This window comes from Rhizobium acaciae, assembly GCF_025941625.1.
GTDB classification, from domain to species: Bacteria; Pseudomonadota; Alphaproteobacteria; order Rhizobiales; family Rhizobiaceae; genus Rhizobium; species Rhizobium acaciae.
Window position 1 is genome coordinate 45,785 of sequence record NZ_JAPCZO010000002.1, and the last position, 26,657, is coordinate 72,441.

Annotated in this window: 26 protein-coding genes; 9 read left to right on the forward strand and 17 right to left on the reverse strand. The window is 61.5% G+C overall.

Annotation, left to right across the window (positions count from 1 at the left end; all coding sequences use genetic code 11):
- Positions 1–2 precede the first annotated feature (2 nt).
- From OLZ32_RS04015 to OLZ32_RS04060, 10 genes are all read right to left on the reverse strand, one after another.
- Entirely contained in the window at positions 3–2,162 is a 2,160-nt protein-coding gene (locus tag OLZ32_RS04015) for a TonB-dependent siderophore receptor (RefSeq protein WP_264399225.1), read from the reverse strand.
- Between the two features lie 167 nt (positions 2,163–2,329).
- Positions 2,330–3,214, reverse strand: a complete 885-nt coding sequence (locus OLZ32_RS04020; protein WP_264399226.1) for a helix-turn-helix domain-containing protein — start codon at positions 3,212–3,214, stop codon at positions 2,330–2,332.
- 126 nt (positions 3,215–3,340) lie between these two features.
- Positions 3,341–4,099: a fumarylacetoacetate hydrolase family protein gene (locus OLZ32_RS04025; RefSeq protein WP_264399227.1), complete on the reverse strand. Its 759-nt coding sequence runs from the start codon at positions 4,097–4,099 to the stop codon at positions 3,341–3,343.
- A 79-nt stretch (positions 4,100–4,178) separates the two neighbouring features.
- Positions 4,179–5,558, reverse strand: coding sequence for an FGGY-family carbohydrate kinase (locus OLZ32_RS04030; protein WP_264399228.1), 1,380 nt, complete (start codon positions 5,556–5,558; stop codon positions 4,179–4,181).
- Positions 5,555–5,875 carry an L-rhamnose mutarotase gene (rhaM, locus tag OLZ32_RS04035; RefSeq protein ID WP_003547822.1) on the reverse strand — a complete coding sequence of 107 codons (321 nt, stop codon included), beginning with the start codon at positions 5,873–5,875 and terminating at the stop codon, positions 5,555–5,557. Before rhaM ends, OLZ32_RS04030 begins: the two co-directional genes overlap by 4 nt.
- A complete protein-coding gene (locus OLZ32_RS04040; protein WP_264399229.1) occupies positions 5,872–6,879 on the reverse strand; it encodes an ABC transporter permease in 1,008 nt (335 codons plus the stop codon). The genes rhaM and OLZ32_RS04040 overlap by 4 nt, the downstream gene beginning before the upstream one ends.
- The gene (locus tag OLZ32_RS04045; RefSeq protein WP_003553868.1) at positions 6,876–7,877 is read right to left on the reverse strand and encodes an ABC transporter permease; all 1,002 of its coding nucleotides are present in this window, start codon (positions 7,875–7,877) and stop codon (positions 6,876–6,878) included. The genes OLZ32_RS04040 and OLZ32_RS04045 overlap by 4 nt, the downstream gene beginning before the upstream one ends.
- Before the next feature lie 9 nt (positions 7,878–7,886).
- On the reverse strand, positions 7,887–9,422 hold the full coding sequence (locus OLZ32_RS04050; protein ID WP_264399230.1) for a sugar ABC transporter ATP-binding protein: 1,536 nt from the start codon (positions 9,420–9,422) through the stop codon (positions 7,887–7,889).
- Positions 9,423–9,495: 73 nt separating this feature from the next.
- Positions 9,496–10,491 (reverse strand): rhamnose ABC transporter substrate-binding protein, encoded by a 996-nt coding sequence (gene rhaS, locus OLZ32_RS04055; protein WP_003547828.1) that lies wholly within the window; start codon positions 10,489–10,491, stop codon positions 9,496–9,498.
- Positions 10,492–10,539: 48 nt separating this feature from the next.
- On the reverse strand, positions 10,540–11,352 hold the full coding sequence (locus OLZ32_RS04060; protein WP_003547829.1) for a DeoR/GlpR family DNA-binding transcription regulator: 813 nt from the start codon (positions 11,350–11,352) through the stop codon (positions 10,540–10,542).
- 198 nt (positions 11,353–11,550) lie between these two features.
- On the opposite strand from OLZ32_RS04060, the gene OLZ32_RS04065 reads away from it, so the two are divergent.
- Entirely contained in the window at positions 11,551–13,647 is a 2,097-nt protein-coding gene (locus OLZ32_RS04065; RefSeq protein WP_264399231.1) for a bifunctional rhamnulose-1-phosphate aldolase/short-chain dehydrogenase, read from the forward strand.
- Between the two features lie 63 nt (positions 13,648–13,710).
- Here the strand turns inward: OLZ32_RS04065 and OLZ32_RS04070 are convergent, their stop codons facing one another.
- A complete protein-coding gene (locus tag OLZ32_RS04070) occupies positions 13,711–13,869 on the reverse strand; it encodes a YqaE/Pmp3 family membrane protein (protein WP_003547831.1) in 159 nt (52 codons plus the stop codon).
- A gap of 77 nt (positions 13,870–13,946) precedes the next feature.
- On the opposite strand from OLZ32_RS04070, the gene rhaI reads away from it, so the two are divergent.
- Entirely contained in the window at positions 13,947–15,239 is a 1,293-nt protein-coding gene (rhaI, locus tag OLZ32_RS04075) for an L-rhamnose catabolism isomerase (RefSeq protein WP_003547834.1), read from the forward strand.
- Positions 15,240–15,333: 94 nt separating this feature from the next.
- On the opposite strand, the gene OLZ32_RS04080 is transcribed toward rhaI, so the two are convergent.
- Positions 15,334–15,792 (reverse strand): carboxymuconolactone decarboxylase family protein, encoded by a 459-nt coding sequence (locus OLZ32_RS04080; protein WP_264399232.1) that lies wholly within the window; start codon positions 15,790–15,792, stop codon positions 15,334–15,336.
- Between the two features lie 107 nt (positions 15,793–15,899).
- On the opposite strand from OLZ32_RS04080, the gene OLZ32_RS04085 reads away from it, so the two are divergent.
- Positions 15,900–16,769, forward strand: a complete 870-nt coding sequence (locus OLZ32_RS04085) for a sigma-70 family RNA polymerase sigma factor (protein WP_003547838.1) — start codon at positions 15,900–15,902, stop codon at positions 16,767–16,769.
- A gap of 214 nt (positions 16,770–16,983) precedes the next feature.
- The gene (locus OLZ32_RS04090) at positions 16,984–18,192 is read left to right on the forward strand and encodes an amidohydrolase/deacetylase family metallohydrolase (RefSeq protein ID WP_003547841.1); all 1,209 of its coding nucleotides are present in this window, start codon (positions 16,984–16,986) and stop codon (positions 18,190–18,192) included.
- 22 nt (positions 18,193–18,214) lie between these two features.
- Here the strand turns inward: OLZ32_RS04090 and OLZ32_RS04095 are convergent, their stop codons facing one another.
- A complete protein-coding gene (locus OLZ32_RS04095) occupies positions 18,215–19,063 on the reverse strand; it encodes an IclR family transcriptional regulator (protein ID WP_003547844.1) in 849 nt (282 codons plus the stop codon).
- A gap of 196 nt (positions 19,064–19,259) precedes the next feature.
- On the opposite strand from OLZ32_RS04095, the gene OLZ32_RS04100 reads away from it, so the two are divergent.
- Positions 19,260–20,117, forward strand: a complete 858-nt coding sequence (locus OLZ32_RS04100; RefSeq protein WP_264399233.1) for an SDR family oxidoreductase — start codon at positions 19,260–19,262, stop codon at positions 20,115–20,117.
- A gap of 124 nt (positions 20,118–20,241) precedes the next feature.
- Here the strand turns inward: OLZ32_RS04100 and OLZ32_RS04105 are convergent, their stop codons facing one another.
- Positions 20,242–20,457, reverse strand: coding sequence for a hypothetical protein (locus tag OLZ32_RS04105; RefSeq protein WP_003547846.1), 216 nt, complete (start codon positions 20,455–20,457; stop codon positions 20,242–20,244).
- Between the two features lie 127 nt (positions 20,458–20,584).
- On the opposite strand from OLZ32_RS04105, the gene OLZ32_RS04110 reads away from it, so the two are divergent.
- Both OLZ32_RS04110 and OLZ32_RS04115 read left to right on the forward strand, forming a co-directional pair.
- The gene (locus tag OLZ32_RS04110; protein WP_003547850.1) at positions 20,585–21,208 is read left to right on the forward strand and encodes a TetR/AcrR family transcriptional regulator; all 624 of its coding nucleotides are present in this window, start codon (positions 20,585–20,587) and stop codon (positions 21,206–21,208) included.
- 82 nt (positions 21,209–21,290) lie between these two features.
- Positions 21,291–21,479 carry a hypothetical protein gene (locus OLZ32_RS04115; protein ID WP_003547852.1) on the forward strand — a complete coding sequence of 63 codons (189 nt, stop codon included), beginning with the start codon at positions 21,291–21,293 and terminating at the stop codon, positions 21,477–21,479.
- Between the two features lie 48 nt (positions 21,480–21,527).
- On the opposite strand, the gene OLZ32_RS04120 is transcribed toward OLZ32_RS04115, so the two are convergent.
- Positions 21,528–21,968: a DUF1810 domain-containing protein gene (locus OLZ32_RS04120; RefSeq protein WP_264399234.1), complete on the reverse strand. Its 441-nt coding sequence runs from the start codon at positions 21,966–21,968 to the stop codon at positions 21,528–21,530.
- A 72-nt stretch (positions 21,969–22,040) separates the two neighbouring features.
- Complete coding sequence (locus OLZ32_RS04125; protein ID WP_264399257.1) at positions 22,041–22,319, reverse strand: hypothetical protein; 279 nt, start codon at positions 22,317–22,319, stop codon at positions 22,041–22,043.
- A 275-nt stretch (positions 22,320–22,594) separates the two neighbouring features.
- Between OLZ32_RS04125 and OLZ32_RS04130 the strand changes: the two genes are divergently transcribed.
- A complete protein-coding gene (locus tag OLZ32_RS04130) occupies positions 22,595–23,977 on the forward strand; it encodes an amidase (RefSeq protein WP_264399235.1) in 1,383 nt (460 codons plus the stop codon).
- A 54-nt stretch (positions 23,978–24,031) separates the two neighbouring features.
- Positions 24,032–24,892 (forward strand): sugar phosphate isomerase/epimerase family protein, encoded by an 861-nt coding sequence (locus OLZ32_RS04135; RefSeq protein ID WP_221961264.1) that lies wholly within the window; start codon positions 24,032–24,034, stop codon positions 24,890–24,892.
- Positions 24,893–25,029: 137 nt separating this feature from the next.
- Here the strand turns inward: OLZ32_RS04135 and betC are convergent, their stop codons facing one another.
- Positions 25,030–26,538, reverse strand: a complete 1,509-nt coding sequence (gene betC / locus OLZ32_RS04140; protein ID WP_264399236.1) for a choline-sulfatase — start codon at positions 26,536–26,538, stop codon at positions 25,030–25,032.
- Positions 26,539–26,657 lie beyond the last annotated feature (119 nt).

The following is a 26,657-nucleotide window of genomic DNA, read 5'->3' on the forward strand; positions in this document are numbered from 1 at the left end:
ACTTACCACTTCCTGCTGAGCTTGAAGGTGACGGTGCGGGCATCGCCGTAACCGCAGACGGTCAGCCCGCCGCAGCCCTTGACGTACTCCTTGTCGAAGAGGTTCGCGACGTTGAGCGAGGCGCCCCAGTTTTCCTTCTCGTAGCGGATCGCAGCGTCGAAGATGGTGGCGGCCGGCACCTTCTCGGTATTGGCCTCATCGGCCCAGGACCAGCCCTGATGGCGGACGCCGGCGCCAAAGCTCATGCCCTCGAAAGTCCCTGTCGTCAGCGTGTAGTCGACCCAGAGAGAGGCGGTCACCTTTGGGACGATATAGGGTGAATTGCCGACCAGCGCCGGATTGGCGTCGTTCTCCATCACCTCCATGTCGGTATAGGCAAGCGATGCGAGAACCTTCCAGTTCTCGTTGATATTGACCTTGCCTTCGAGTTCGGCGCCGCGCGAAACCACCTCGCCGAGCTGGCTCTGGGCGAAGGTCAGCGGATTGGTCACCGTGTTGTTGCGCTTGGTGATGTGGAAGACCGAGGCGGTCAGCGAGCCGTCGATGAAGGCCGGCTCATACTTGATGCCGCCTTCGAACTGCTCGCCCTCTTCCGGCTTCAACGCGCCGGAAACACCGGTGCCGACGAGCGGGTTGAAGAAAGTCGCGGCGCTGACATAGGGCGTCAGGCCGTTATCGAACTCATAGGCAAGGCCGATACGGCCGCTGAGCGCGCTGTCGTTGGTGCTGTAGGTCGTGCCGATTACGGCGTCCTGGTCGATATCGACATAGTCGTAGCGGCCGTTGAGCGTCAGCAGCCAGCCATCGCCGAAATGGATCCGATCCTGGGCGTAGACGCCGATCTGGTTCTTGGTCACGACGCCGTCCGCATAGACGAAATTGGCGCCCTGTGTCGTGCCATAGATGGGATCGGTCGCGCTGATCGAATTGGAGCCGCAGCAGGCCTGCCAATTTTCGAGACGGTAATAGGTGTAGTCGAGCCCGACGAGAAGATTATGCGTGGCGCCGCCGATTTCGGTCTCGCCTTCGAGCCGGTTGTCGACCGAGAAGCTATCGACCCCGGAGCGGCCTTCGAAGCCGATGCGCGCCAGCTGGTAGTCCGGACCCGTCGGCACGCCGCCGATCCAGCCGTTCAGGTAGGGGCCGATCTCATGCTTGTCGAGATGGCCGTAGCGCGCATTCTGCGAGAACTTGATGCCATTGTCGAATTCATGCTCGAATTCGTAACCGACCATTTTCTGCACATAGCTGCCGTTGTCGATATCGGGCTCGCCATAGAAGGCGTCGCGGTCGATCTTGCCGAAAGGCGCATCCTCGACAGTGCCGACATAGGGAAAGAAGCCGTTGCCGGTATGCACCTGGTCGAGCCCGGCGAGGTAACCCCAGACCGTGAGACTCGTGCTGTCATCCGGCGAAATGGTAAGCTGCGGCATGATGAAGCCGCGCAGATCCTCGGAAAAATCCGAATAATTGTCGCCGCCGGCAACCTTGCCGGTGATGCGATAGCTCATCGTTCCGCTGGAGCCGACCTTGTCGGAGACATCGAAGCCGGTGAAGGCGTTGCCGTTGCTGTTGATGCCGATCTCGGTATAAAACAGCGGCTCGTCGAGCGGGCGCTTGCGGACGAGATTGACGATACCGCCGGGGTTTGCGCCGCCGTAAAGCACGGAGGCCGGACCCTTCAGCACCTCGACGCGCTCGAGCATGAAGGGATCGAGCTGGAAGCCGCCGAAGCCATAGCTGAACAGCGTCAGATTATCGAAGTAGACGCCGGTCTGCGTCGCGTCGAAGCCGCGGATATAGAACCAGTCGGTATCGCCGTCGTTGCCGAAGGGCTGCGACGTGACGCCAGGCGTATAAAGCAGCGCCTCGTCGATCTTGTTGGTAATGCCGCGATCGTCCATTTCACGGGTGCCGATGACGGAGACGGATTGCGGGATTTCGTTGAGCGGGGTGTCGCTCTTCGAGCCGGCGGAGGAGTTCTTGGCGACATAGCCCTTGACCGGGCTGGTGGCGGTGTCGCCGCCGCCCTGGATGACGATCGGCGCGAGCTCAGTCGAATTCGCTTCCTGTGCCGCGGCGGAGCCCGCGATCAGGCCGGCGACCGCAATGCCTGCCAATAGATTTACCTTGAAAATGAGACCCCTGGTCTGCCCGCTCATATGTCCTATACCCCACTCGTGCCGCGCGATGCTTAGCGTGCGGCGAAGCCCTGAATAAGATGAGTGATTAACTCAGTTTTACCGGGGTGGATTGTCGCGATCGGGGAAAATTGAACGTTTTTGGGCAATTCTCCGCGTTGCAAACAATTGCCCGCCAAGCGTTGCAATCAGGCAACTTGTGCCTTCTTCCAGCTCGCCGGCGTGATGCCGACATGCTTGCGGAAGACGCGGGTAAAATGCGCCTGATCGGCAAAGCCGGTTTCGGCGGCGATTGCGGTCAACGCATTTTCGCTTTCGACAAGCAGCCGCTTGGCCTTGTCGAGCCGGGCATTGGTCTGCCATTGATGCGGAGCGATGCCGGTCGAGGCCTTGAAGGCATGGCTGAAATGCGATTGCGACAGGCCGGTGAGGCCGGCGAGTTCCTCGAGGCGGATATTGCGCAGGCAGTTTTCCTCGATGAATTCGGTGGCGCGGCGAAGCTGCCAGGAGGCCAACTTGCTGCGTTTGCGCGGCATCGCCTTGGCAATCTTCAGGACATCGATGATCAGCGCCAATGCCAGGCCGTCGCCATAGAGATCGTGCAACGGCTCCGGATTAAGGCATTCGGCGGCGACCAACTGTGCCAGCGACAACACCCGCTCATCGGAAAACAGAAGCTGCGGGCTTTCGAGACGGCGCGGATCGATATCCTCCATCAGCCGGCGGCTGACGGTCTCGGTGTCGAAATGGATGTCGAGGTGGCGCACCGAATGCACGTCGGTCAGATCAGCCCAGACTTCCATGCCGGCCGGCACATAGGAGATCGGCCGTATCTCCGTGTCCTGGACGGTGCCCTGCGCCTTCGGCGAGAGCTTGATACGCGAATTGCCCGGTCCCCGCTTGTCGAGCATGATGAACAGCCGCGGATCGCGCGAGACGTAATAGCCGCCGGCATAGGAGGCGCATTTCACGTCCCAGACATCGGCGACGATGCCGTTCCACAGGCGGCGATGCACGCCACCGATGACGGAAAAGCCCTGGATCTTGTTCTGCATCCGCGGTTGAAACGTCATTTCCACTTCCGCCTCCGGCCATGCGCCGAAAGTAAACCTTCAATTTGCACTCAAGTTTATTAGCGCAGGCGGAACCGGATGGCAATTGCCAAATCCGGCACCAAACCGGGGAAAACCCGGGTCAAATCAAGCCTTCGACACCGAGAAGCTGAGCCTGATGTCGCCGAGCAGGATGTCGATCTCGCCGGGCTCGGTCAGTTCGATCGCGCCGCTCAACGTGCCTGTCGTGATGAGTGCGCCTGATTTCAGCGATGTCTCGGGGCGCAAGCTGTCATTGGCGTAATCGACGAGCCAAGTGAGGACATCGCCTTTCGGATGCTGCGCCGGACCATCATAGATCGTGTGGCCGGCATGGGTGACCTTGAGCGGCGTTCCACCAACGGTGTCGACAACGCTCTTTTCAAGCTTCGGGCCGAGCACGTAGCCGCTATTGCCGAGGCGGTCGGCGACGAACAGCAGAAACGAAACGCTGCCGCTTTCCTTCACGGCGCTGACCAGCAGCTCGGCGCCGAGATAGACAGCAGAAATCGCCTCGACCACCTCAGTGCGGCTGTACCGAATGCCCGCGCGGACCGGCAGGTCGCTGCCGAGGCGGACGGCGATCTCGGTCTCGAATTTCAGGCCCGGATACCAGGGAATGTCAGCGCCCGAGACGGCTTCGGCATAGGGATGCAGCGGAGCGGTGACCGCCTGGCCCTGCGGCGAGACCGTCACCTTCCAGGCATTGCTGGAAATACCGTCTGCAGCAGTGAGCAAATTCTGCGCTTCCATCGCCTGATGGAGATCGGCTGGCAGCGCGAAACTGTCCGTTGCCTCCTGCCGACCGGCCTGTCGCAGGCTGTGAAGCCTGGCTGCAACCGTGCGCGGATCGAATGTCTCTGTCATGCTATCTCCTCGACATGATTTTCGAGGTGCCACACTAGCGGCAAGGCAGGGACGAACAAGGCCGCTTTTGGAAAAGGTCCTATTCCATCGCCGCGTGCCAGCGGGTGCGATAGGCGGTCAGTCCGGGGGTAGCGGTCGGCGGAACATGCGTCTCGGCACCCGATATTGGCCGGATGCCGGTGAGAAGCGCCGCCCCCTGGCTGGTGCCGGTCGAACCCGGAAGGGCCATGACCTCGCGGCCGGTCAGGGCGGCAAGCAGCTTGAGATAGGTCCCATTCAGCGCAAAAGGCCCTTCGACGATAACAGGGCCTTTGGAGCCGACCAGTCCGAGACAGGCATCGGTCATCAAGGCGAGATAGAGGCAGGCGGCTGCAGAGCGCTCCTCGCGGCTTGCCTTTTCGGCGCCGATCCAGCGGCTTGCCTTTCCCGGAAAAGGCCCGGAACCGGGGGCGATATTCGGCAGCAGCATCATGCCCTTGCCGATAACCGGGCCGATTGCCGCCTGAGCGGCTTTTTCGTCGACAGGGCCGATCTCGGCCGACAGGATCTCGAATTCCCGCCCACCCATGAAACGCGAGGAGGGAACGGCACGGCCATAGGCATCGACATTGGCGAGCGCATCGCGTTTCGGATCGAGATGATCGAGATCGCCGCCGACGCCGAAATTGATGACCCATGTGCCTGTGGAGACGACGGCGAAGGGTGCGGCCCGATGAACCAGATGGGGCAGCAGCGAGGCATTGGAATCGTGAATGCCGCAATAGACCAGCACGGGGGACGTGAGGCCGAGCTCCGCGGCTATATCCGGTAGGACCGGGCCGAGCGTATCGAAGGCAGAGCGGATCGGCGCCATGAGGTCGCGGATGGCGAGCCTGTCGACGAGCGATGAATAGCGGCCGGCCCTCGGGTTCCAGAGGTCGGTGTGGCAGCCGAGCGAGGTCAGCTCATTGGCGGCAACACCCGTCAGCCGCGCCGTCCAATATTGCGCATAGGTGAGGACGGTCGCCACCGCGGCGAATTCCTCGGGAAAGGCGGTCTTCTGGTAGTGCAGCTGCGCGCCGACATTGAGACCCATCGCGAGGTGCGGCGAGAAGGTTTCGTCGAAGGAGGGGCGCAGTGCCGTATAGGCGTCGCGGATGTCCTGCGGATATTCGTGTTCATAGTCAATGACAGGCATGGCAAGCGTGCCGTCCCGGGCAAGCAGTGCTGCGGAGGCGCCATGCGTGGTGATCGAAATGGCGTCGAAGCCGGGCTCGCGCGCAAGGCTCTTCAGCGCATCGAGCGCAAAGGACCAGAGAGCCTCTACGTCGTAATGCGGATAGAGACCGGTTTTGATCGCGATATTCGGCCGTTTCAACACGGCGATCTCGGCGCCCGTCTCGCTGTCGAGGACGACGACCTTGGCATTGGTCTTGCCGATATCGAGGACGGCGATGCGGCGGTAGGAGCTAGCGTTCATGGCATATGGAAGACGGTGACCAGGTCGCTCTGGACCGGTGAATTATCGGGATTGGTCGCCATGATATCGGCCATATAAGCCCACCATTTTTTCACGACGGGATGCTCCGGCAGGCTCGCCATCGTGTGGTCGGCGGGTCGCGTCAACACGCCGAACAGCGTGTTGGTCTCGCGGTCGAGATGGATAGAATAGTCGCTGGCGCCTGATTTATGCAGGAGATCGACCAGTTCCGGCCAGATCTCGTCATGCCGCCTGCGGTATTCGGCTTCCATGCCGGGATTGAGCTGCATTTTGAATGCGTGTTTTTCTAAAGTCATCGGGAGCTCATGACCTTGATGCGGCGGGCGATGATCGGGATGGCGATGGTGATGATCAGAAGTAGGCCGATGAAGATCGACATGACGATGCCGGGCACGTTCAGCAGGCCGAGGCCGAAGGTGACGAGGCCCATGACAAAGGCGGCGATGACGACGCCGATGATGGTGCCGGAGCCGCCGAGGATCGAGATGCCGCCGAGCACGACCATGGTGACGACCTCGAGTTCCCACCCTTGCGCGATCGACGGCCGGGTCGAGCCGAGGCGTGAGGTCAGGCAGACGGCGGCAACGCCGCTCATGACGCCGGTCAGCAGGAAGAGGATGAATTTGACGCGTTCGACCGGAATGCCGGAGAAGCGGGCGGCGAAGTCATTGTTGCCGATCGCATAGACCTGCCGGCCGAAATTCGTCGCGTGCAGCAGGATGGCGAAGAGGATCGCCAGCACGATGAAGAGCACGAATTCGAAGGAGAATACCCAGACGACATAACCTTGGCCGAAATAGGCGAAATCCGCAGGGTATTTGCCGTAGGCCTGGTCGCCGAGCACGATATAGGAGATGCCACGGAAAAGGCTCATCGTGCCGATGGTGACGACGATCGACGGCAATTTCAGCACCGAGACCAGGACGCCGTTGAAGGTGCCGCAGGCAAGGCCGGTGCCGATGCCGATCGCGACCAGGCCCGGTGTGCCGATGCCGACCTGCGCTGCCGCGCCCATTGCCGTCGAGGCGAGCGCGATGATCGCAGCCACCGAAAGGTCGATCTCGCCTGATATGACGAGCAGCGCCATGGCGAAGGCGATCATCGCCTTTTCGGTAAAGTTGAAGGTGGCGTCCGAAAGGTTCCAGGCATCGAGGAAATAGGGCGAGGCGAGCGAATTGAAGATGAAGATCAGGATGGCGACGGCAAAGAGCAGCACTTCCCAGCTCGCGAGGATGCGGCGGAAGGGTGTGCCGAGGCGGTCGGGGATGATCCGCCTTTCGTGTGTGGACACGGTGCTCATGCTGCGGCCTCCGTTCTGATCTCGGCTGCGGCGCGGTCGCGCAGGATGATGCGGCCGCGGTTGCGCTCACGCCTGGCGTTGAAGGCGACAGCGAGAATGATGACGGTTCCGGAGATCGCCATCTGCGTGAAGGGTGAAATGCCGATCACCGGCAGCGCATTCTTGATGACGCCGAGGAAGAGCGCGCCGAGCACGGTGCCGGCGACCGAGCCGACGCCGCCGGCAATCGAAATGCCGCCGATGACGCAGGCCGCAACGCTGTCGAGCTCGAAGCCGTTGGCGATATCGACATAGGCGACGGCATAACGCGATACCCAGAGATAGCTCGCAAGGCCGGCCAACGCGCCCGACAGAACGAAGGCCAGGAATTTCGTCCAGCCAGTATCGATACCGGCATAGACGGCCGCGGTCGGATTGCCGCCGGTCGCATAGGCCGAGCGGCCGAACTGGGTGTATCTGAGCAGGACATACATCAGCAGCACGATGACGATGCCCACCCAGCCGAGAACCGGCAGGCCGAGGATCGGCGTGCGCGGCACAGACAGGAAGACCGGCGTCATCTGGTGGGCGTTCACCCACGCCCCGCCCGACAGCACGAAGGCCATGCCGCGATAGATGGTGAGCGTGCCGAGTGTCACGACGATCGGCGGGATTTCGAGCGCCCAGACGAGAAAGCCGTTGATGGCGCCGAGGCAGGCGCCGATGACGATCGCGGCAAGGATCAGCACGACGAGCGGCAGGTCGGGATAGGCGGCATTCATCATCGCGATCGCCATGCCGGTAAAGGCGAGATTGGCGGCAACCGACAGGTCGATCGATTTCGTCAGGATGACCGTCATCTGCGCCAGCGCCAGGATGATCAGAATGGAGGTATCGTTGAAAATGCCGGCGAGATTCTCCGGCGTTGCGAAATCGGCAGCGCGCGTCGAGAAGATCGCGATCATCACGACGATGATGAGGAACAGCAGGGTTTCGCGTTTTCTGATCAGTCTTGCCATGCTCTTACCTTATGCATTGCCGGTGGCGGCGCGCACCAGCGCTTCCGGCGACAGATCGGCGCGTTCGAAAATTCCGGCGGCGAGACCCTCCTTCATCACCAGGACGCGGTCCGACATGCCGATGATCTCGGGCAGTTCGGAGGAGACCATGATGATCGACAGGCCCTCGGCAGCGAGTTCGCTGATGAAGCCGTGCACGGCTGCCTTCGAGCCGATGTCGATGCCCTTTGTGGGTTCATCGAGGATGATGACCTTCGGCGCCGTCGCCAGCCATTTGCCGATTACGACCTTCTGCTGGTTGCCGCCCGACAGCGTGCCGACCGGGACGGAAAGGGCTGCGGCACGCAAGTCCAGCCGCTCGGCATATTTGCGGGCGAGGGCGAATTCTTCTGCCGCCCGGAGAAAGCCCCGGCGCGAGGTGCGGGTAAGCGAAGGCAGCGTCATGTTCTGGAAGATCGGCATCGGCAGCGCCAGCCCGTGGCGGCCGCGTTCCTCCGGCACATAGACGATGCCGGCCCGGATCGCGTCCTGCGGCGAATGGATGGTGATCTCGCGGCCTTCGAGCATCATGGTGCCGGAGAGCGGCCTGGTGATGCCGAAAAGCGATTGGGACAGTTCCGAACGCCCGGCGCCGATCAGGCCGTATATGCCGAGAATCTCGCCCTGGCGCAGGGTGAAGGAGATGTCGCGGAATTCGGTGCGATGGCTGTAGTTGCGGATCTCCAGAACCGGGCCGCCGATGGCGACGTCGACCTTCGGAAAAGCGTTCTCGACGTCGCGGCCGACCATCATGCGGACGATCTCGTCCTGCGGTGTCTCCTTGAGCCGGCCCTGGCCGACGGCGCGGCCGTCGCGGAAGACGACGAAATCGTCGGCGATCTCGTAGACCTCGTCGAACTTGTGGCTGATGAAGAGGATGGCCTTGCCCTTTTCCTTCAGGCCCCGGACGATGCGGAAGAGATCGTCGATCTCCTTGCGGGAAAGGGCTGCCGTCGGTTCGTCCATGATGACGATGCGGGCCTCGATCGACAGCGCGCGTGCAATCGCCACCAGATGGCGCTGCGCGATCGAGAGGTCCTTCAGCCGGATCGTCGGATCAATATTGCTTTCAAGGGCGGTCAGCAGCGCCTTTGCGCGGCTGTTCATCGCCTGCCAGTCGATGGTGCGCAAACGCGTGCGCGGCGCATGGCCGAGGAAAATGTTTTCGGCAACCGTCAACTCGTCGAACAGCACGGTTTCCTGATGGATGGCGGTGACGCCGGCATCGATTGCGGCCTGGGCGCTGGCAAAGGTCACCGGCTGGCCATCGACGAGGATCTCGCCTTCGTTCGGCCTGTAGATGCCGGTCAGGATCTTGACGAGCGTCGATTTGCCTGCGCCGTTTTCGCCGATCAGCGCGGTGACCGTGCCGGGATGCAGCGCGATGCTGACATTGTCGAGCGCCTTCACGCCCGGGAAGATCTGGGAGATGCCGCGCATTTCCAGAATGGCGGGCGCATCACCGGTTTTGCTGTCCGTGGCGGTTTGTTGAAAGGCAGCGTTCATCGAGCTTCTACCAGTGTCGAATGAGAATCCCGGCGGCCATCAGGCCGCCGGGCTTTTATGCGTCGGCTCCGGATCAGAAGACCTTGGAGAACTGGTCGATATTCGTCGCATTGTAGACGAAGGGATCGGCCATGGCGGCTTCACCATTGTCGCCGACCTTGATCTTACCCATGCGGCCGGCTTCGATCTCGCTGCCCGGCTTGCCGTCGGTCTCGCCCTTGACGAGGCGATAGGCGATCTGCGTTGCGGAATAGCCGAGATCGATCGGGTTCCAGATGGCGAATTCCTTCGTGGCGCCCGACTTGATCGCACCGGCCATTTCGGACGGCAGGCCGAGACCGGTGACGTAGACCTTGCCGACCAGACCCTTGTCTTCGACGACCTTGGACGCGGCGAGAACGCCGACCGTCGTCGGAGCGACGATGACCTTGATGTTCGGGTTTGCCTTCAGCAGGCCTTCGGCTTCACGATAGGACTTGTCCGAGAGGTCGTCGCCATAGACGGTGGTGACGAGGTTGAGGCCCGGGAAATCCTTGAGCTGCTTCTTCATCTGGTCGATCCAGATGTTCTGGTTGGTCGAGGTGGTCGTGGCCGACAGGATGGCGAAGTCACCCTTGCCGCCGTCGAGATGATCCTTGACGAGCGTCAGGCACATCTTGCCGATCAGCTCGTTGGACGACGGGTTGAGCTGGAGGATACGGCCTTCAGGCGCGACGCCGGAATCCCAGGAGATGACCTTGATGCCGCGCTGTGCAGCCTTCTTCAGCGCCGGAACGAGCGCGTCGGGATCGTTGGCCGAAACGGCGATGGCGCTGACGCCCTGGGCGATCAGCGAGTTGATGACTTCGATCTGGCCTTCGGCCGTCGTCGTCGTCGGACCGGTATAGATGACCTCGACGCCGCCGAGTTCCTTGGCGGCTTCCTGCGCGCCCTTGTTGGCGGCATCGAAGAAGCCGTTGCCGAGCGACTTGACGACGAGACCGATCTTGATGTCGGCGGCGCTGGCCGTGCCGGCCATCATGGCGACGGCAAATGCCACGCCGATTGCGAGTTTCTTTGCGAGTTTCATGCTTTCATCCTCCCACTTGATTGACACTCTTCACACCTCCCCGGCGCCTTATGCGACCGACGAGGAATCCTCCTTGATTGCCTGGGCGGCCGGGCTCGCGACAATGAGCCTGATGCCGGCATTCTCGATCATCCTGACGGCTTCCTCTGGAATGCCGTCATCGGTGATGATTGTAGACACACGCTCGAGCGGGCACAGAATGAGGCTCGACCGGCGATGGAACTTGCTGGAATCGGCCATGACGACCAATTCGTCGGCCTGATGCATCAGCTTCTGTTCGCTCTGGATGATCAGCGCGTCGGCTTCCATGATGCCGAGCGGGCCGATGCCCTGCGCGCCGATGAAGAAGCGGCGGGCGTAGAAGTTGCGGATCGCGTCATTGTCGAAGGGGGAGAGGATCAGGCTCTGCTCGCGATAGATCGCGCCGCCCGGCACCGTCACCGTGTTCTTCGAATGTTTGACCAGATGTTCGGCGATCGCGAAAGAATTGGTCATCACCTGCAGGCGGTGCGCCGCCATGAAATGCACCATCTGGAAGGTGGTCGTGCCGCCGTTGATGATGATCGCGTCGCCCGGATCGCAAAGCTCGACGGCCTGGCGTGCGATTGCGCGCTTCTTGTCGATATTGACCGATTCCGAAACGCGGAAGGGGCGCCCGGCGAGATTGCCGAGCTGCGGCGGATGCACCGCTTCGGCGCCGCCGCGCACGCGGCGGATCTTGCCCTGAACATGAAGAGCCGCGATGTCGCGCCGGATCGTCGCCTCGGAAGCCTCGGTCAGTTCGGAAATATCCTGAACCGTCACGACGGACTTTTCCTGAACGGCGCTCAGAATGATGCGATGGCGTTCGCGTTCGTGCATGGGGCTCCTCCTTCGATCGTTTATTTCGCACATATGACAATGTGTCAATCAAAAACGATCATAAATTTTCATATTGCGCTGCACAATAATCGAATTTGATCGTTTTCGATTGACAACCTCGGTTTTGATGAGCGATACCGTCTGCGAAAAGGCGCGCGAACTTTGCGCTCCGATGATGATTTCATATGGGAGGATGACATGGCGGCGAACGTCCGGCTTCTGGAAAACCGGTGGGATGATGCTTATGCGGCAGGCCTCGATGAGCCTGGCAAGCTGCTCTATCGCTCCAACCTGCTCGGCGCCGACAAGCGCATCACCAATTATGGCGGCGGCAACACTTCGGCGAAGGTGATGGAAATCGATCCGCTGACCGGCGGCAAGGTGAAGGTGCTTTGGGTCAAGGGCTCGGGCGGCGATGTCGGCACGATCAAGCTCGACGGTTTCGCGACGCTCTACCAGGACAAGCTGGAATCGCTGAAGGGCATCTACAAGGGTGTCGAGGACGAGGACCGCATGGTCGGCTTCCTGCCGCACTGCACCTTCAACCTGAATGCCCGTGCCGCCTCGATCGACACGCCGCTGCACGGTTTCGTGCCTTTTACTCATGTCGACCACATGCATCCTGACGCGATCATCGCCATTGCCGCGTCGAAGAATTCGAAGGAATTGACGCAGCAGATCTTCGGCGACGCGATCGGCTGGCTGCCCTGGCGCCGTCCGGGCTTCCAGCTCGGCCTCGATCTCGGCGCTTTCGTTGCCGCAAACCCGAATGCCAAGGGCGTCGTGCTCGAAAGCCACGGCCTCTTCACCTGGGCGAACGATGCCAAGGCCTGCTACGAACTGACGCTCGATATCATCAACAAGGCGATTGTCTGGTTTGCCGAAAAGACCGAGGGAAAGACGATTTTCGGCGGCGCGGTCACGCAGAGCTTGGCCGTTGCCGAACGCCGCGCCATCGCCGCCCGGCTGATGCCGGAGATCCGCGGTCGCATCGGCAAGCAGGAGCGCAAGCTCGGACATTTCGACGATCAGGACGCCGTGCTCGAATTCGTCAATTCCAGCGATTTGCGTCCGCTCGGCGCGCTCGGCACCAGCTGCCCTGATCATTTCCTGCGCACGAAGATCCGCCCGCTGATCGTCGATTTCGACCCGGCCAAGCCGGATGTCGACGCGATCGTCGCCGGTCTCGACAAGGCGCTGGTGGACTACCGCGCCGACTACGCCCGCTATTATAACGACTGCAAGCATGACAATTCGCCTGCCATGCGCGACGCCAATCCCGTCATTTTCCTGGTGCCCGGCGTCGGCATGCTGTCCTTTGCCCGCGACAAGGCGACGGCCCGCATCGCCAGCGAATTCTACGTCAACGCCATCAACGTCATGCGCGGCGCCTCGACGGTCTCCGAATATCAGGGCCTGCCGGAGCAGGAAGCCTTCGATATCGAATATTGGCTGCTCGAAGAGGCCAAGCTGCAGCGCATGCCGAAGCCGAAGAGCCTTGCCGGCCGCGTCGCCTTCGTCACCGGCGGCGCCGGCGGCATCGGCCGGGCGACGGCCGCACGCCTCGTCGGCGAAGGCGCCTGTGTGGTGCTTGCCGATATCGACCAGGCAGCACTCGAGGGCACCGAAGCCGATTTCGTCAAGAAGTTCGGCGCTGACGCCGTGCGCAGCGTCCGGCTCGACGTCACCAAGGAAGATGCGGTGATCGCCTCCTTCGCGGAAGCCTGCGTCGAATTCGGCGGCATCGATATCCTCGTCTCGAATGCCGGCATTGCCTCCTCCGCGCCGATCGAATTGACCGAGCTGGCGACGTGGAACCGCAATATCGATATTCTCGCGACCGGCTATTTCCTCGTCTCGCGTGAAGCTTTCCGCCTGTTCCGCCGTCAGGCGCTCGGCGGCAACGTCATCTTCGTCGCGTCGAAAAACGGTCTGGCCGCCTCGCCGAATGCATCTGCCTATTGCACCGCAAAGGCTGCCGAAATCCATCTTGCCCGCTGCCTGGCGCTGGAAGGCGCGGATGCCGGCATCCGCGTCAATACCGTCAATCCGGATGCTGTCCTGCGCGGTTCGAAGATCTGGAGCGGCGAATGGCGCGAGCAGCGCGCCGCCTCTTCCAAGATCGAGGTGGACGATCTCGAGGAACATTACCGCAAGCGTTCGATGCTGAAACTCAACGTGTTTCCGGAAGACATCGCCGAGGCGATCTATTTCCTCGCATCGGACCTTTCGGCAAAATCGACCGGCAACATCATCAACGTCGATGCCGGCAACGTGCAGAGTTTTACGCGCTAGCGCAATTCCAGCAACAGTGTGCAGCGGTTTTGCATCCGGAACGCGTAAAGCAAACGGATAGAGCTATTTCCGGAGGATCACCCATATTGCGTGGATGATCCCCGGCACATAGCCGCAGAGTGTCAGCAATATATTGAGCCAGAAATGCAGGCCGATCCCGACCTGCAAGAATACGCCGAGGGGCGGCAGGATGATCGCAAGAAGAATGCGGACAACGTCCATCGTAGCTCCTTCGTTTGAAGACATGTAAGCGTTTGAACGCGAACCGTGCCCTATGGTTCGTGACCAGGGAGGAATAGATGACAGATTCCAGGATTGCGCCAGATCTGGTCGCGACTGATAACGACAAGCGGGCAACCGCGTTGAAGGCCGATTACGAGGCACTGGGCGCGACGCTTGCCCGTCGCGGCGTCGATATCGAGGCGGTCACCCGGAAGGTTGCGGAATTCTTCGTTGCCGTTCCCTCCTGGGGCGTCGGCACCGGCGGCACGCGTTTTGCCCGTTTCCCCGGCACCGGCGAACCGCGCGGCATCTTCGACAAGCTCGACGATTGCGCCGTCATCAACCAGCTGACGCAGGCGACCCCGAACGTCTCGCTGCATATTCCCTGGGACAAGGCGGATGCCAGCGAATTGAAAGCCAAGGGCGACGCGCTCGGCCTCGGCTTCGATGCGATGAATTCGAACACCTTTTCCGATGCGCCCGGCCAGGCCCATTCCTACAAATACGGCTCGCTCAGCCACACCGATGCGGCGACGCGGGCGCAGGCGGTCGAGCACAATCTCGAATGCATCGAGATCGGCAAGGCGCTCGGCTCCAAGGCGCTGACGGTCTGGATCGGCGACGGCTCGAACTTCCCCGGCCAGAGCCATTTCACCAAGGCTTTCGAGCGTTACCTTGCCTCGATGGCGGATATTTACAAAGCGCTGCCCGACGATTGGAAGCTGTTTTCCGAGCACAAGATGTACGAGCCGGCCTTCTATTCGACCATCGTGCAGGATTGGGGCACCAACTATCTGATCGCCCAGACGCTCGGCCCCAAGGCCTATTGCCTCGTCGATCTCGGCCACCACGCGCCGAACACCAATATCGAGATGATCGTCGCTCGGCTCATCCAGTTCGGCAAGCTTGGCGGTTTCCACTTCAACGATTCGAAATATGGCGATGACGATCTCGACGCTGGCGCGATCGATCCCTACCGGCTGTTCCTCGTCTTCAACGAACTGGTTGACGCCGAGCAGCGCGGCGTCAACGATTTCAACCCGGCCCATATGATCGACCAGTCGCACAATGTCACCGACCCGATCGAAAGCCTGATCAACAGCGCCAACGAAATCCGCCGCGCCTATGCGCAGGCACTGCTCGTCGACCGCAAGGCGCTCTCCGGCTACCAGGACGACAACGACGCGTTGATGGCGTCGGAAACGCTGAAGCGCGCCTATCGTGCCGATGTCGAGCCGATTCTGGCTGAAGCCCGCCGCAGGGCCGGCGGCGCGATCGACCCGATCGCCGTCTACCGCGCCAGCGGTTATCGCAGACAAGTGGCGGCCGAGCGTCCGGCCTCCGCAGCCGGTGGCGGCGGCATCATCTGAACGAGCGATTGTTTCGCGTGGCCTGAAGCCATGCTGATGAGGGATGAGGGTTGCCGGCAGCGCAGGGGTGACGCGCTGCCGGCAACCTCGCCGTTTACGGCTTCCAGGCCCCGGCGATCTGGCGGGTGGCGATGTTCAGCCGGTTCCAGACATTGATATTGGCGATGGCGATGACGAGTGCCGCAAGGCTCCTGCCGTCATAGTGCCGGGTCGCTTCGTCCCAGATATCATCCGGCACCGGATCGGCGCGGTCGCTGACGCGGGTAACCGCCTCGGTCAGCGCAAGGGCTGCCCGCTCGGCATCGCTGAAATAGGGCGAGTCGCGCCAGGCGCCGATGGCGAAGAGCCGTTCGTCGGTTTCGCCGAGCTTCTTTGCGATGCGGGGATGCCCGTCGACACAGACGCTGCAGCCGTTGATCTGGCTGGCGCGCAGATTGACGAGTTCGAGCAGCTTGGGCGAAAGGCCGGTTTCGGCCGGCACCTTGCTGAGATCAGCCAGCGCCTGCATGGCCGCGGGAAGGACGAGGGCGGGATTTCCCATTCTCTCCTGCATGATATGTCTCCTTATACGTTTCGTGTTCGACGCTCCGCCGGCGCTGTCACATCGGCCGGGTTTCATGCGTCATGGCCTTGACGGAACGCAGCGGAGGAATGTGACAAATGGACGAGAAGAAATGGCTGACTGAAGAATTCGAGGCGAACAGAGCGCATCTGCGGGCCGCGGCCTATCGCATGCTCGGCTCGCGCAGCGAGGCGGAGGACGCCGTTCAGGAGGCCTGGCTGCGGCTGAGCCGCACCGATACGACAGGGGTCGGCAATCTCGGCGGCTGGCTGACGACGGTTGTGGCGCGCATCTGCCTCGACATGCTGCGCGCCCGCAAGACCCGGCGCGAGGAGCCGCTGGAGGCGCCCATCCATGCCGGGATCGCCGATCCGGCGAACGATCCCGAGCGCGAAGCCGCCTTTGCCGATTCGGTCGGTCTGGCGCTGCTGGTCGTGCTGCAGACGCTGGCGCCCGCTGAACGTGTCGCCTTCGTGCTGCACGATATGTTCGACCTGCCCTTCGACGAGATCGCGCCGATCATCGGTCGTTCGTCCGGCGCCACCCGCCAGCTCGCAAGCCGCGCCCGCCGCCGGGTGCAGGGGGTGGACGAAGCGCCTGATGTCGATTTCGGCCGCAAGCGGACGATCGCCGAGGCCTTTCTGACCGCCTCGCGCAACGGCGATCTGGAGGGATTGATCGCGGTGCTTGCTCCTGACGTCGTCTTCCGGCCGGATGCGACGGCCGCCCGCTTCGGCACAATAGGCGAAATGCGCGGCGCAGCTTACGTGGCCGAAGCCTTCAAGGGTCGGGCGCAGGCAGCCGAAATCGCCATCGTCGGCGGTGAGCTCGGATTCGTCGTGGAGATCCAGGGCCAGCTCCGCGTCGTCGTGGCGCTGACGATCGCCGATGGCAGGATCGCCGCGATCGATGCCATCGCCGATCCGGATCACCTGGAACAGCTCGACTATTCGATCCTTCGGGATTGAAAATAAACGCGAATTTATCGGATCTTCGAGATAGGCGCGCTTCGCAAGGAGCGCGCCGCTGCCATTTTCTGAGCGGTGTCGGCCGCGTCATTTTTCTTGACAGCGGCATCCTCGGCCTTATTCTATTATAAAGATTTATATAGCATAACTATGGAATTTCAGACGGATGACCGAGGAGCGATCCCGGTCCGAGACTTCGAAAGGAATGCATGTCATGTCCGGCGACCAGGCGAAGAAGCCGCTTCTCCTCACCAATGTCAAACCGATGGCTTTCGGTTCTGGTCCATCTGAGGGGGCAACCGACATTCTCGTCAATGCCGACGGCAGGATCGCCGAGATCGGTCCGTCGCTTTCCGTTTCGCAGGATGTGACGCGCGTCGACGGCAAGGGCGCCTTCATTTCGCCGGGCTGGGTCGATCTGCACGTGCATATCTGGCACGGCGGCACCGATATTTCCATCCGCCCGTCCGAATGCGGCCTCGAGCGCGGCGTCACCACGCTGGTCGATGCCGGCTCGGCCGGTGAGGCGAATTTCCATGGCTTCCGGGAATATATCATCGAGCCCTCGCGCGAACGCATCAAGGCCTTCCTCAATCTCGGCTCGATCGGCCTCGTCGCCTGCAACCGCGTCGCGGAATTGCGGGATATCCGCGATATCGATCTCGACCGCATTCTCGAAGTCTATGCCGCAAACAGCGAACACATCGTCGGCATCAAGGTGCGCGCCAGCCATGTCATCACCGGATCCTGGGGCGTCACCCCGGTCAAGCTCGGCAAGAAGATCGCCAAGATCTTGAACGTGCCGATGATGGTGCATGTCGGCGAGCCGCCGGCGCTCTATGACGAGGTGCTGGAGATCCTAGGCCCCGGCGACGTCGTCACGCACTGCTTCAACGGCAAGGCCGGGTCGAGCATCATGGAAGACGAGGACCTCTTCAACCTGGCCGAGCGCTGCGCCTCCGAGGGCATCCGTCTCGACATCGGCCATGGCGGCGCCTCCTTCTCCTTCAAGGTCGCCGAGGCGGCAATCGCACGCGGGCTTCTGCCGTTCTCGATCTCGACCGATCTCCACGGCCATTCGATGAACTTCCCGGTCTGGGACCTGGCGACGACGATGTCGAAACTTCTCAGCGTCGGCATGCCTTTCGACAAGGTGGTGGAAGCCGTCACCCACGCGCCGGCATCCGTCATCAAGCTGTCGATGGAGAACCGGCTTTCGGTCGGTTCGCAAGCGGAGTTCACTATTTTCGACCTGGTCGATTCCGATCTCGAGGCGACGGATTCCAACGGCGACGTTTCGGTCCTTAGCAAGCTGTTCGAGCCGCGCTATGCGGTAATGGGCGCCGATGCTTTCGCCGCCAGCCGCTATGTGCCGCGGGCGCGCAAGCTGGTGCGCCACAGCCACGGCTATTCCTACAGGTAGGATCCGCTGAAGGGCGCAATGCTCAGCGGTTGCGCCAGCCCATCAGCTTTTCGATCCGTTCCGCTGAACTGCGCACGTGGGCCGTATAGTGGTTCTCGTCGGAAAACGCCTTCTGTTCCGGCAGCACGATGGAAATGGTGGCGATGCACTGGCCGTCGCGATCGCAGATCGGCGAGGCGATGCAGGCGACCGCATAATCCGATTCTCCTGCCTGGATCGACAGCCGCGCTTCGAAGGCCTTGCCGGCGGCTTCCGACAGCGTGCCCGGATCGATCTCGGCGCGGCCGGTCGGCGATGAGCGGGCACAGCGCTTGAACAGTTCGATGCGCTCCTCCTCGGCAAGGTGGCCGACGAGCAGGCGGCCGGAGGCCGTCCAGTTCAGCGGCACCCTTGTGCCGACGCGGGACGCCACCTGAAAATGGCTCGGGCCGTCGGCCATGGCCAGTACCAGCATATAGTCGCCATCGCGGCCGCAGACTTGCACGGTTTCGCCGGCTTGGCGGCAGAGATCGTGCATTTCGTGGGTGGCGATGCTCATGAAATCCAGCGACCTGGCATAGGCAAGGCCGTAATGGTAGAGCCGCGCGCCGAGCCAGATCGAGCCGTCGGCCTGGCGCGTCAGCATGTTCTTCTCGACGAGATCGTCGACGATGACGTAAACGGTCGACAGCGGCGCCTTCACCGCCTTGGCGATCGCATAGACGCCGGCGGGCGATCCGGTCTCGTAAAGATGATCGATCACCTGAAGGGCCCGGTCGATGCCACTGACACGCGCGCGGCGTGCCCCCTTGCCACCGGCCTCGCCGGCAACGCCCTCATCTTCGGAGTAAACTGCAGATGATGTCTTTCCGTCCAATTGCACGCACCCCATGAAAAACTGCGATCGTGTTACATTACTATGGCATAGCCGTCGCCGTGGCAAATCGCAACATCTTGTAGGTTGATCGTGGGCGGATGCGACGGCGGGCATCGTGGTCAGGGGGCGACTGCTCGGCAAGAACTCCATCATGAACTTGGAACAACAAGCCTTAGTCTGAGTTTGGCCCCCTGAAACCCAGGAGGTCACGATGCCAAATTATCCCACACCGCCTTTCCCATCCCAGAAACAACCAATGCCAGGTTTTACCGCGCAGATGGACCCCGTTCCCGACCATGGCGAAAAGAGCTATCGCGGTTCCGAGAGGCTGAAGGGCAAGCGGGCGATCATCACCGGCGGCGATAGCGGCATTGGCCGAGCGGTGGCAATCGCCTATGCCAGGGAAGGTGCCGATCTGGTGCTTTCCTATCTAGACGAGGACGAGGATGCCGATGAGACGAAACGGCTGGTCGAGCAGGCCGGACGCAAGGCTATCCTTGTCAGCGGTGACATCCAGGATCCCGCCCACTGCAGGCAGATCGTCGAGACGGCGGTCAAGGAGCTCGGTGGTATCGACATTCTCGTCAACAACGCCGCGCATCAGGCGAGCTTCAAGAGCATCGACGAGATCAGCGACGAGGAGTGGGAACTGACCTTCAAGGTCAATATCCATTCGATGTTCTACCTGAGCAAGGCAGCCGTCGCCCACATGAAGCCCGGCAGCGCCATCATCAACACGGCCTCGATCAATTCGGACAATCCGAACCCGACGCTGCTTGCCTATGCGACGACCAAGGGCGCGATCCAGAATTTCACCGCCGGCCTTGCCCAGCTTCTGGCCGAGAAAGGCATTCGCGCCAATGCGGTGGCGCCTGGGCCAATCTGGACGCCGCTCATCCCATCGACACTGCCTGAAGAAAGCGTCAGCAATTTCGGCAAGCAGGTGCCGATGAAACGGCCGGGCCAGCCGGCGGAGCTTGCGACAGCCTACGTGATGCTGGCCGATCCCTTGTCGAGCTATGTCTCCGGCACGACAATCGCGGTGACCGGCGGCAAACCGATCCTCTAAAGCGCTTAATTCCGTTGGACGCTTTTGCGCGACATGCTTTAAAGCGGCAAGGGCCGCCGTCTGGTTGTGACGGCAGCCCTTGACGGGGGCAGGGAGAGATCCCCAAGCTGTTTAGGCGGCTTCTTCAGCCGAAGCAGGGCATTGCCGGCAGATTGGCGCGGCTTGCGAGTGCTCCGATCATATTGCCCACCGATGTCGAGCGCGGTTCGCGTTTGCGGGCGGCCGTCTCCAGGAGTTGCTTGAAGTCTTCAAGCTTTACGCCGTCGGCGCGCAACACCATGGCGATCAGGGGGTCGCGAAGGGCTTCGGATATCGTCAGGTCATCTCTGGTCTTTGTCATGGTTGTCCTCCTTTCGTGGGCGGTCGCCCGTGTTCCACTTTCCGCTGCCATGCCCTCGGCATTGACTTTCGCGTTTTGTGGTGTTACCGGTAAGTAACAATGCATTTGTTACCGATCGGTCACATTGATGTCAAGGACTACGTCCGCAAAAAAATCAGAAACTTCGAATGAAATCCCCGCTGCCGTCCCAGAAGATCGTATCCCGCCGCGGGAGCGTATCGTCTCGACCGCCTCGGAGCTTTTCCGCGAGCGCGGCATTCGCGGCATCGGCGTCGATGCCATTGCCGACGCGGCTCTGACCAACAAGATGACGCTCTACCGGCATTTCGGCTCGAAGGACGAGCTCGTCTGCGAGACGCTTCGCCGCGCCTCCGAAAAGGCGGGTGCCATCTGGCGTGATCTGGAATCGGCCTATCCCGACAATCCGCGCGCCCAGCTGGACGCCTGGGTGGAGATGCGGGCGCAATGTCTGAACGGCGAGCCCGCCGGCTGCGATCTCGCCAATGCCGCCATCGAGCTGAAGGGCGAGGGCCATCCCGCCCACGAAATGATCGAGCGGCACAAGGCCGAACAGCGTGATCGCCTGGCCGCGCTCTGTTCGGCGGCCGGCGCGCGCGAACCCCAGCTTCTTGCCGATACGTTAACGCTGCTGCTCGAAGGCGCGCGCGTCAGCCGCCAGGCCATGGGCGCTGCCGGCTGCTGCGGTCATTTCGCCAAGGCCTGCCACGCGGCGATCGCTTCTTTCGCCTGAGCACCGCAAGTGTGCGGGAGGGGAACCTTACCGCTTCCATGCCGTTTTCACACTAACCCGAGGGCGATGTGGAGGCAGGGAGATGAACTACGTCTATCTCAAACGCCTATATGCCAAACGCGCCGAGCTCGAAGCCAAGCTGGAGCTCCATGATGCGCGCTATTGTTTCGGCGAGGAAGAGGTCGATGACGGCACCGACAGCGATTTGCGTCAGCGGCTGAGCGAAATTTCCGAGGAAATTGCTACGCTGGAGAGCAGGCCGGGCCGATAATGATCTAATTTGCAACAGCATTCGGATTTTAAGCCGACCGGCATGAAATCAGTCCGTGCTGGCGCTGAGGATTTTCATCGTCCGACCGTCGAATTTTCCCTGATAGAAATGCTCGATCACCTGGTGGAAGGGCGAACCATGATCGCTGATCGCGGCAAACAAGGTCATCGACGAGCGCAGCTTGAGGTCGTCGGGTGAACCCAGGATTTCGTGCGCCGATCGGCCGTCCACCGACAGGATCGCCTCGACGCAACGCAGCAGCCGGCTTGAGAGAATGGGATGGGCGAGATAGGCGGCGGCTTCCTCCGCCGAGCGGATCGCATATTTTTCGGCCATCGCCGACGTGCCGAGACCGGCGATCTGTGGGAAGATGAACCACATCCAGTGGGAGGTCTTGCGTCCGGCTTTCAGCTCTAGGAGCGCTTGTTCGTAGATGCCGTTCTGGGCGTCGATGAAGCGGTGAAGCTTATAGTCGATGTCGCCGGCCATGGTCCTTTTCCCTTTTCCTGCTGTCGATGCAGCCTGGGCCAAGGTTGCCACGCCCGGCAATGTGTTCTGCTATCAGCAGACCCTCTCAGCGTAGGGGCTGCTGTCGCGGCAATGGCCATAAGCCGGATGCGGCGGCGTGTTATCCCCAGCGGGGGCGGCAATGGCCGATGTCGTCATCGGGTCCGTATTGCCGGAAGAATATGCGGCAAAACCCGCAAAGCTCAAGAGAACCAGCGCTCCGACCACGACGATGCGTTCGAAGGCCGAAAGTTTCTGGGCGCTGACATGTTCCACATAATCGCGCTCGCCTAAACCGGCGGTTTCGTCCTCTTTTACATGAAGGGTCACCATATCCTGGCGACGGCTTAAAGTTTCACAATCTGTCATTTCAATTACTCCTGCAACACATGCGGCGCCGGTCTCTTAAGAGCAAACTCTCACCCTCGTGCCGAACCGCTTCCGCATGCGTGCAGCATGTGTGTCTTCGATCGTGGCAATTGAAGGGGCGATCTTCAAACGCAGTGTTCAAAAAATCGTACCAATAAATGCAAAATATCGTGAAGCTCTGGTTCACCGGAATGATCCAGGATAGTCCAGACAGGAACATCTTTCTTTTGGATAGTCCCATGAGCAAATCCTTCCGCGCGATGTCGGTCGCGCAACTTTCCATCCTCATTCAAGGTGGCGCGGCCGATCCGGTCGAGGTCGCCGAGGCGGTTTTCGATTCCATCGCGAATTATGCCGACAAGGCGGTTTTCACCACACTGCTCGAAAACCGGGGGATGGAGGAGGCGCGCGCCTCTTCGCGACGTCTGCGGGAAGGGCGCTCGCTTGGATTGCTGGACGGCATTCCGATAGCCTGGAAGGATCTTTTCGACATCGAAGGCTTGCCAACGACGGCGGGCTCCGTCGTTCTGGCAAAGGAGATGCCGGCCAAGTGCGATGCGGCTGTCGTCGCTTTGCTCAGGCAGGCGGGCATGGTCGCCGTCGGGCGCACCAATATGAGCGAATTCGCCTTTTCCGGCCTCGGCATCAATCCGCATTACGGCACGCCGGTAAATCCGCGCGGCACCGATCTGCCGCGCATTCCGGGCGGCTCGTCCTCGGGCGCCGGTGTCGTCGTCGCGGCCGGGTTGGTGCCGGTTGCGATGGGCACCGATACCGGCGGCTCGGTGCGTATTCCCGCCGCTTTCAACGGTATCGTCGGCTATAAAGCAACACGCGGCCGCCACGCGATGGCAGGGGTCTATCCGCTGGCAAAGAGCCTGGATTCGCTGGGACCGCTCTGCCGCAGCGTCAGGGACGCGGTCTGGATCGACTCGGCAATGCGCGGCCTGACGGCGCCCGATGTCGCCACGCATCCCCTGCAAGGGCTGGAAGTCATCGTGCCTGAAAATATCGTCTTCGATGGCGCTGAAGCCGGCGTCGTCGCCGCGTTCGAGGCAGCTCTGGGACGTCTTCAAAGGGCCGGCGCCAAGGTTACCCGCACCGTCATCCTCGCCTTCAACGAGATATTCGATCTGATGACGAGATATGGTCCGCTGGTCACGGCGGAGGCTTTCGCACTTCACCGCGAACGCTTGGCAGGACCGGACGCGGACAGCATGGACCACCGTGTCGTCATGCGCACCCGTCTCGGAAGCAAGACGACGCTGCCCGATTACCTGGCGATCCTCGAGGCGCGCAGCCGCCTGATTGCCGATGTCGAGCGCCTCGTCGGCAATCGGCTGATCGCCTTTCCGACTGTTGCCCATGTCGCTCCGCCCATCGGGCCGCTGGAGCAGGATGACGAGCTGTTCTTCGCGACGAATAACAAGACGTTGCGCAACACCGCGCTCGGCAATTTCCTCGACTGGTGCGGCGTTTCCATTCCCTGCGGTACGGGCGAGGCTGGCATGCCTGTTGGGTTGCTGCTTTCGGCCACCACCCATCGCGATGAGGCGCTGCTGGGGATTGCCCTTGCCGCCGAGCCGATCATCCGCGACGATTTTGCCGGAATTGGCAATTGAACCGCCGGGATTTAGTTGCCATTGATGGCATGAGGAGATGCTGGAGGAAGACACGTGCAGGTTTTGCAAAACGGACGTTTCGCGGTTTCGACATGGTCGCTGCATCGGCTGCTTGGCGCCGTTCATGCCTATAGCCCCGATCCCGACAAAAGTGCCGCGCCGAAAGAGCCCTATGGCCCCGGTGCCGCGGCGCTGATCGACGTGCCGGCGGCGCTTGCGGCACGCGGCGTCAACCGGCTGGAGGTCTGTTCCTTCCATCTGCCGAGCCTCGACGCCGCCTATATAAGCGAATTTCGCGATGCGATGGCGACCTCGAACGTGCTGTTCCAGACGCTGCTCGTCGAGGACGGCGATCCGAGCCATCCCGAGACCGCCGAACGCGACGTCGAATGGATGGCGGGGTGGATCGACATCGCCGCAGCCCTCGGGGCTGAGAGGATGCGCGTCATTGCCGGCAAGCAGAAGCCGACGGAGGAAAACCTTACCCGTGCCGCCCGCCATCTGAGCTGGCTGGCCGGAAAGGCGGAAGGCAGCGGCGTGCGTGTCGTCGTCGAGAACTGGTTCGACCTGCTGCCGTCGCCGGTCGAAATGAACTGGCTGCTGGACCGGCTGGACGGCAAGGTCGGGCTCAACGGCGACCTCGGCAACTGGGCGGCGCCAGCGAAATATCAGGGCCTTGCCGATATCATGGGCCGGGCGGAAATCTGCCATGCCAAGGCCGATTACGGCGTTACCGGCCTCGATGCCGAGGATTACCGCAGGTGCCTGGAGATGTGCGAGAAGGCCGGTTATGCCGGCCCCTTCACGCTGATCTACGATTCGCCCTTCTTCCCCGATGAATGGGACGGCATCCTGCTGCAAAAGACGTTCATCGAGGATTTCCTGCGCGAGGCGCCGGCGCGCAAGACGGCTTAAACCAGAAGCACTTCTTTCTCATTCCCAGAGCATGATGGCGAAAAGTGTGAGCGGTTTTCGGACGCCATCATGCTCTAACTAGATAATGTAGAACAGGATTCAGATTTTGGGCCGACCAGGCCTAAAATCATCCTGTTCTAGCGCGGGAACCTTTGGTTTTCCTCCAGCACGTTCAGATCCATGTGGTTGCGCATGTAGCGCTCCGAGGCTTTCTGCAGCGGCTGATAGTCCCATGGATAATAGGCTCCATTGCGCAGCGCCGCATAGACTACCCAGCGGCGTGCCTGGCTTTCGCGCACGGCTGCGTCGAAATCGGAAAGGTTCCAGCGCCGGCCGGCCTGTTCGACAAGCCTTGCCAAGATCTCGGCATGGGCCGGGTCGGCCGCCAGATTGTCGAGTTCTTGGGGATCGGCCTCGAGATTAAACAGCATCGGCGGGTCCTTATCGCAGAGCGAGAGCTTGTATCGTCCGTCCCGGATGCAGACGAGCGGCGCCTCGGAACCCTCCGCGGCATATTCCATCGGCACAGGGCTGCGGCTGCCGGTGCCTTCGGCAAGCGCTGCGAGATCCTCGCCCTCGGTCCATGGCTTCAGCGAGGCGATATCGATCCCGGCAAGACCGGCGAGCGTCGGCGTCACGTCGAGCGTGGAGACAGGCTGGTCGATCCGTTTGGGCTGCCAACCGGGTGCCGCGATCATCAGCGGAACGCGGGCCGATCCTTCGAAAAAGTTCATCTTGAACCAGAGGCCGCGATCGCCGAGCATGTCGCCATGGTCGGACGCAAAGAGGATGATCGTATTTTCGGCCATGCGGGTCTGTTCGACGACGCCGAGAATGTCACCGATCTTGTCGTCGACATAGGAGATATTGGCGAAATAGCCGCGCCTTGCCCGCCTGATCTGCTCATCGCTGATGTCGAAAGCGTCGTGGTCGCAGGCTTTCATCAGACGCTGCGAGTGCGGGTCCTGCCGCTCGAAGGCAATCGGAACAACCGTCGGGTCCAGTGCCGGGCAGTCCTCATAGAGGTCCCAGAATTTGCGGCGCGCGACATAGGGGTCGTGCGGATGGGTGAAGCTGACGGTCAGACACCAGGGGCGCTCGTCATGGCCGCGCGCGAGATCGTACAGCTTGCGGGCGGCGTGATAGGCGACCTCGTCGTCATACTCCATCTGGTTGGTGATCTCGGCAACGCCGGCGCCGGTGACCGAGCCCAGATTGTGATACCACCAGTCTATGCGCTCGCCGGGCTTGCTATAATCGGGCGTCCAGCCGAAGTCGGCCGGGTAGATATCCGTCGTTAGGCGCTCCTCGAAGCCGTGCAACTGGTCGGGGCCGACGAAGTGCATCTTGCCGGAAAGTGCGGTCTGGTATCCGGCAGCGCGCAGATGATGCGCATAGGTCGGAATGTCGGAGGCAAATTCCGCCGCATTGTCATAGACGCGGGTTCGGCTCGGCAATTGTCCGGACATGAAGGAGGCCCGCGCCGGTGCGCAGAGCGGGCTTGCCGTGTAGGTGTTGGTGAAACGTACGGAGCGCTCCGCCAATGATTTCAGATGCGGCGCATGCAGAAAATCGGCAGGGCCATCTGGAAAGAACGTGCCATTCAACTGATCGACCATCAGGATGAGGATATTCGGACGCGCCATGTGAAATTGTCTCCTGTGGTCTCAAAGGCCGGGACGGTCTTGCTGGAAGGGGACGTCCCTTGCTATTTGCAGATCTTATCAAAACCACTATCATCCCGCTTGTAAAGCTGGCTTTTTTT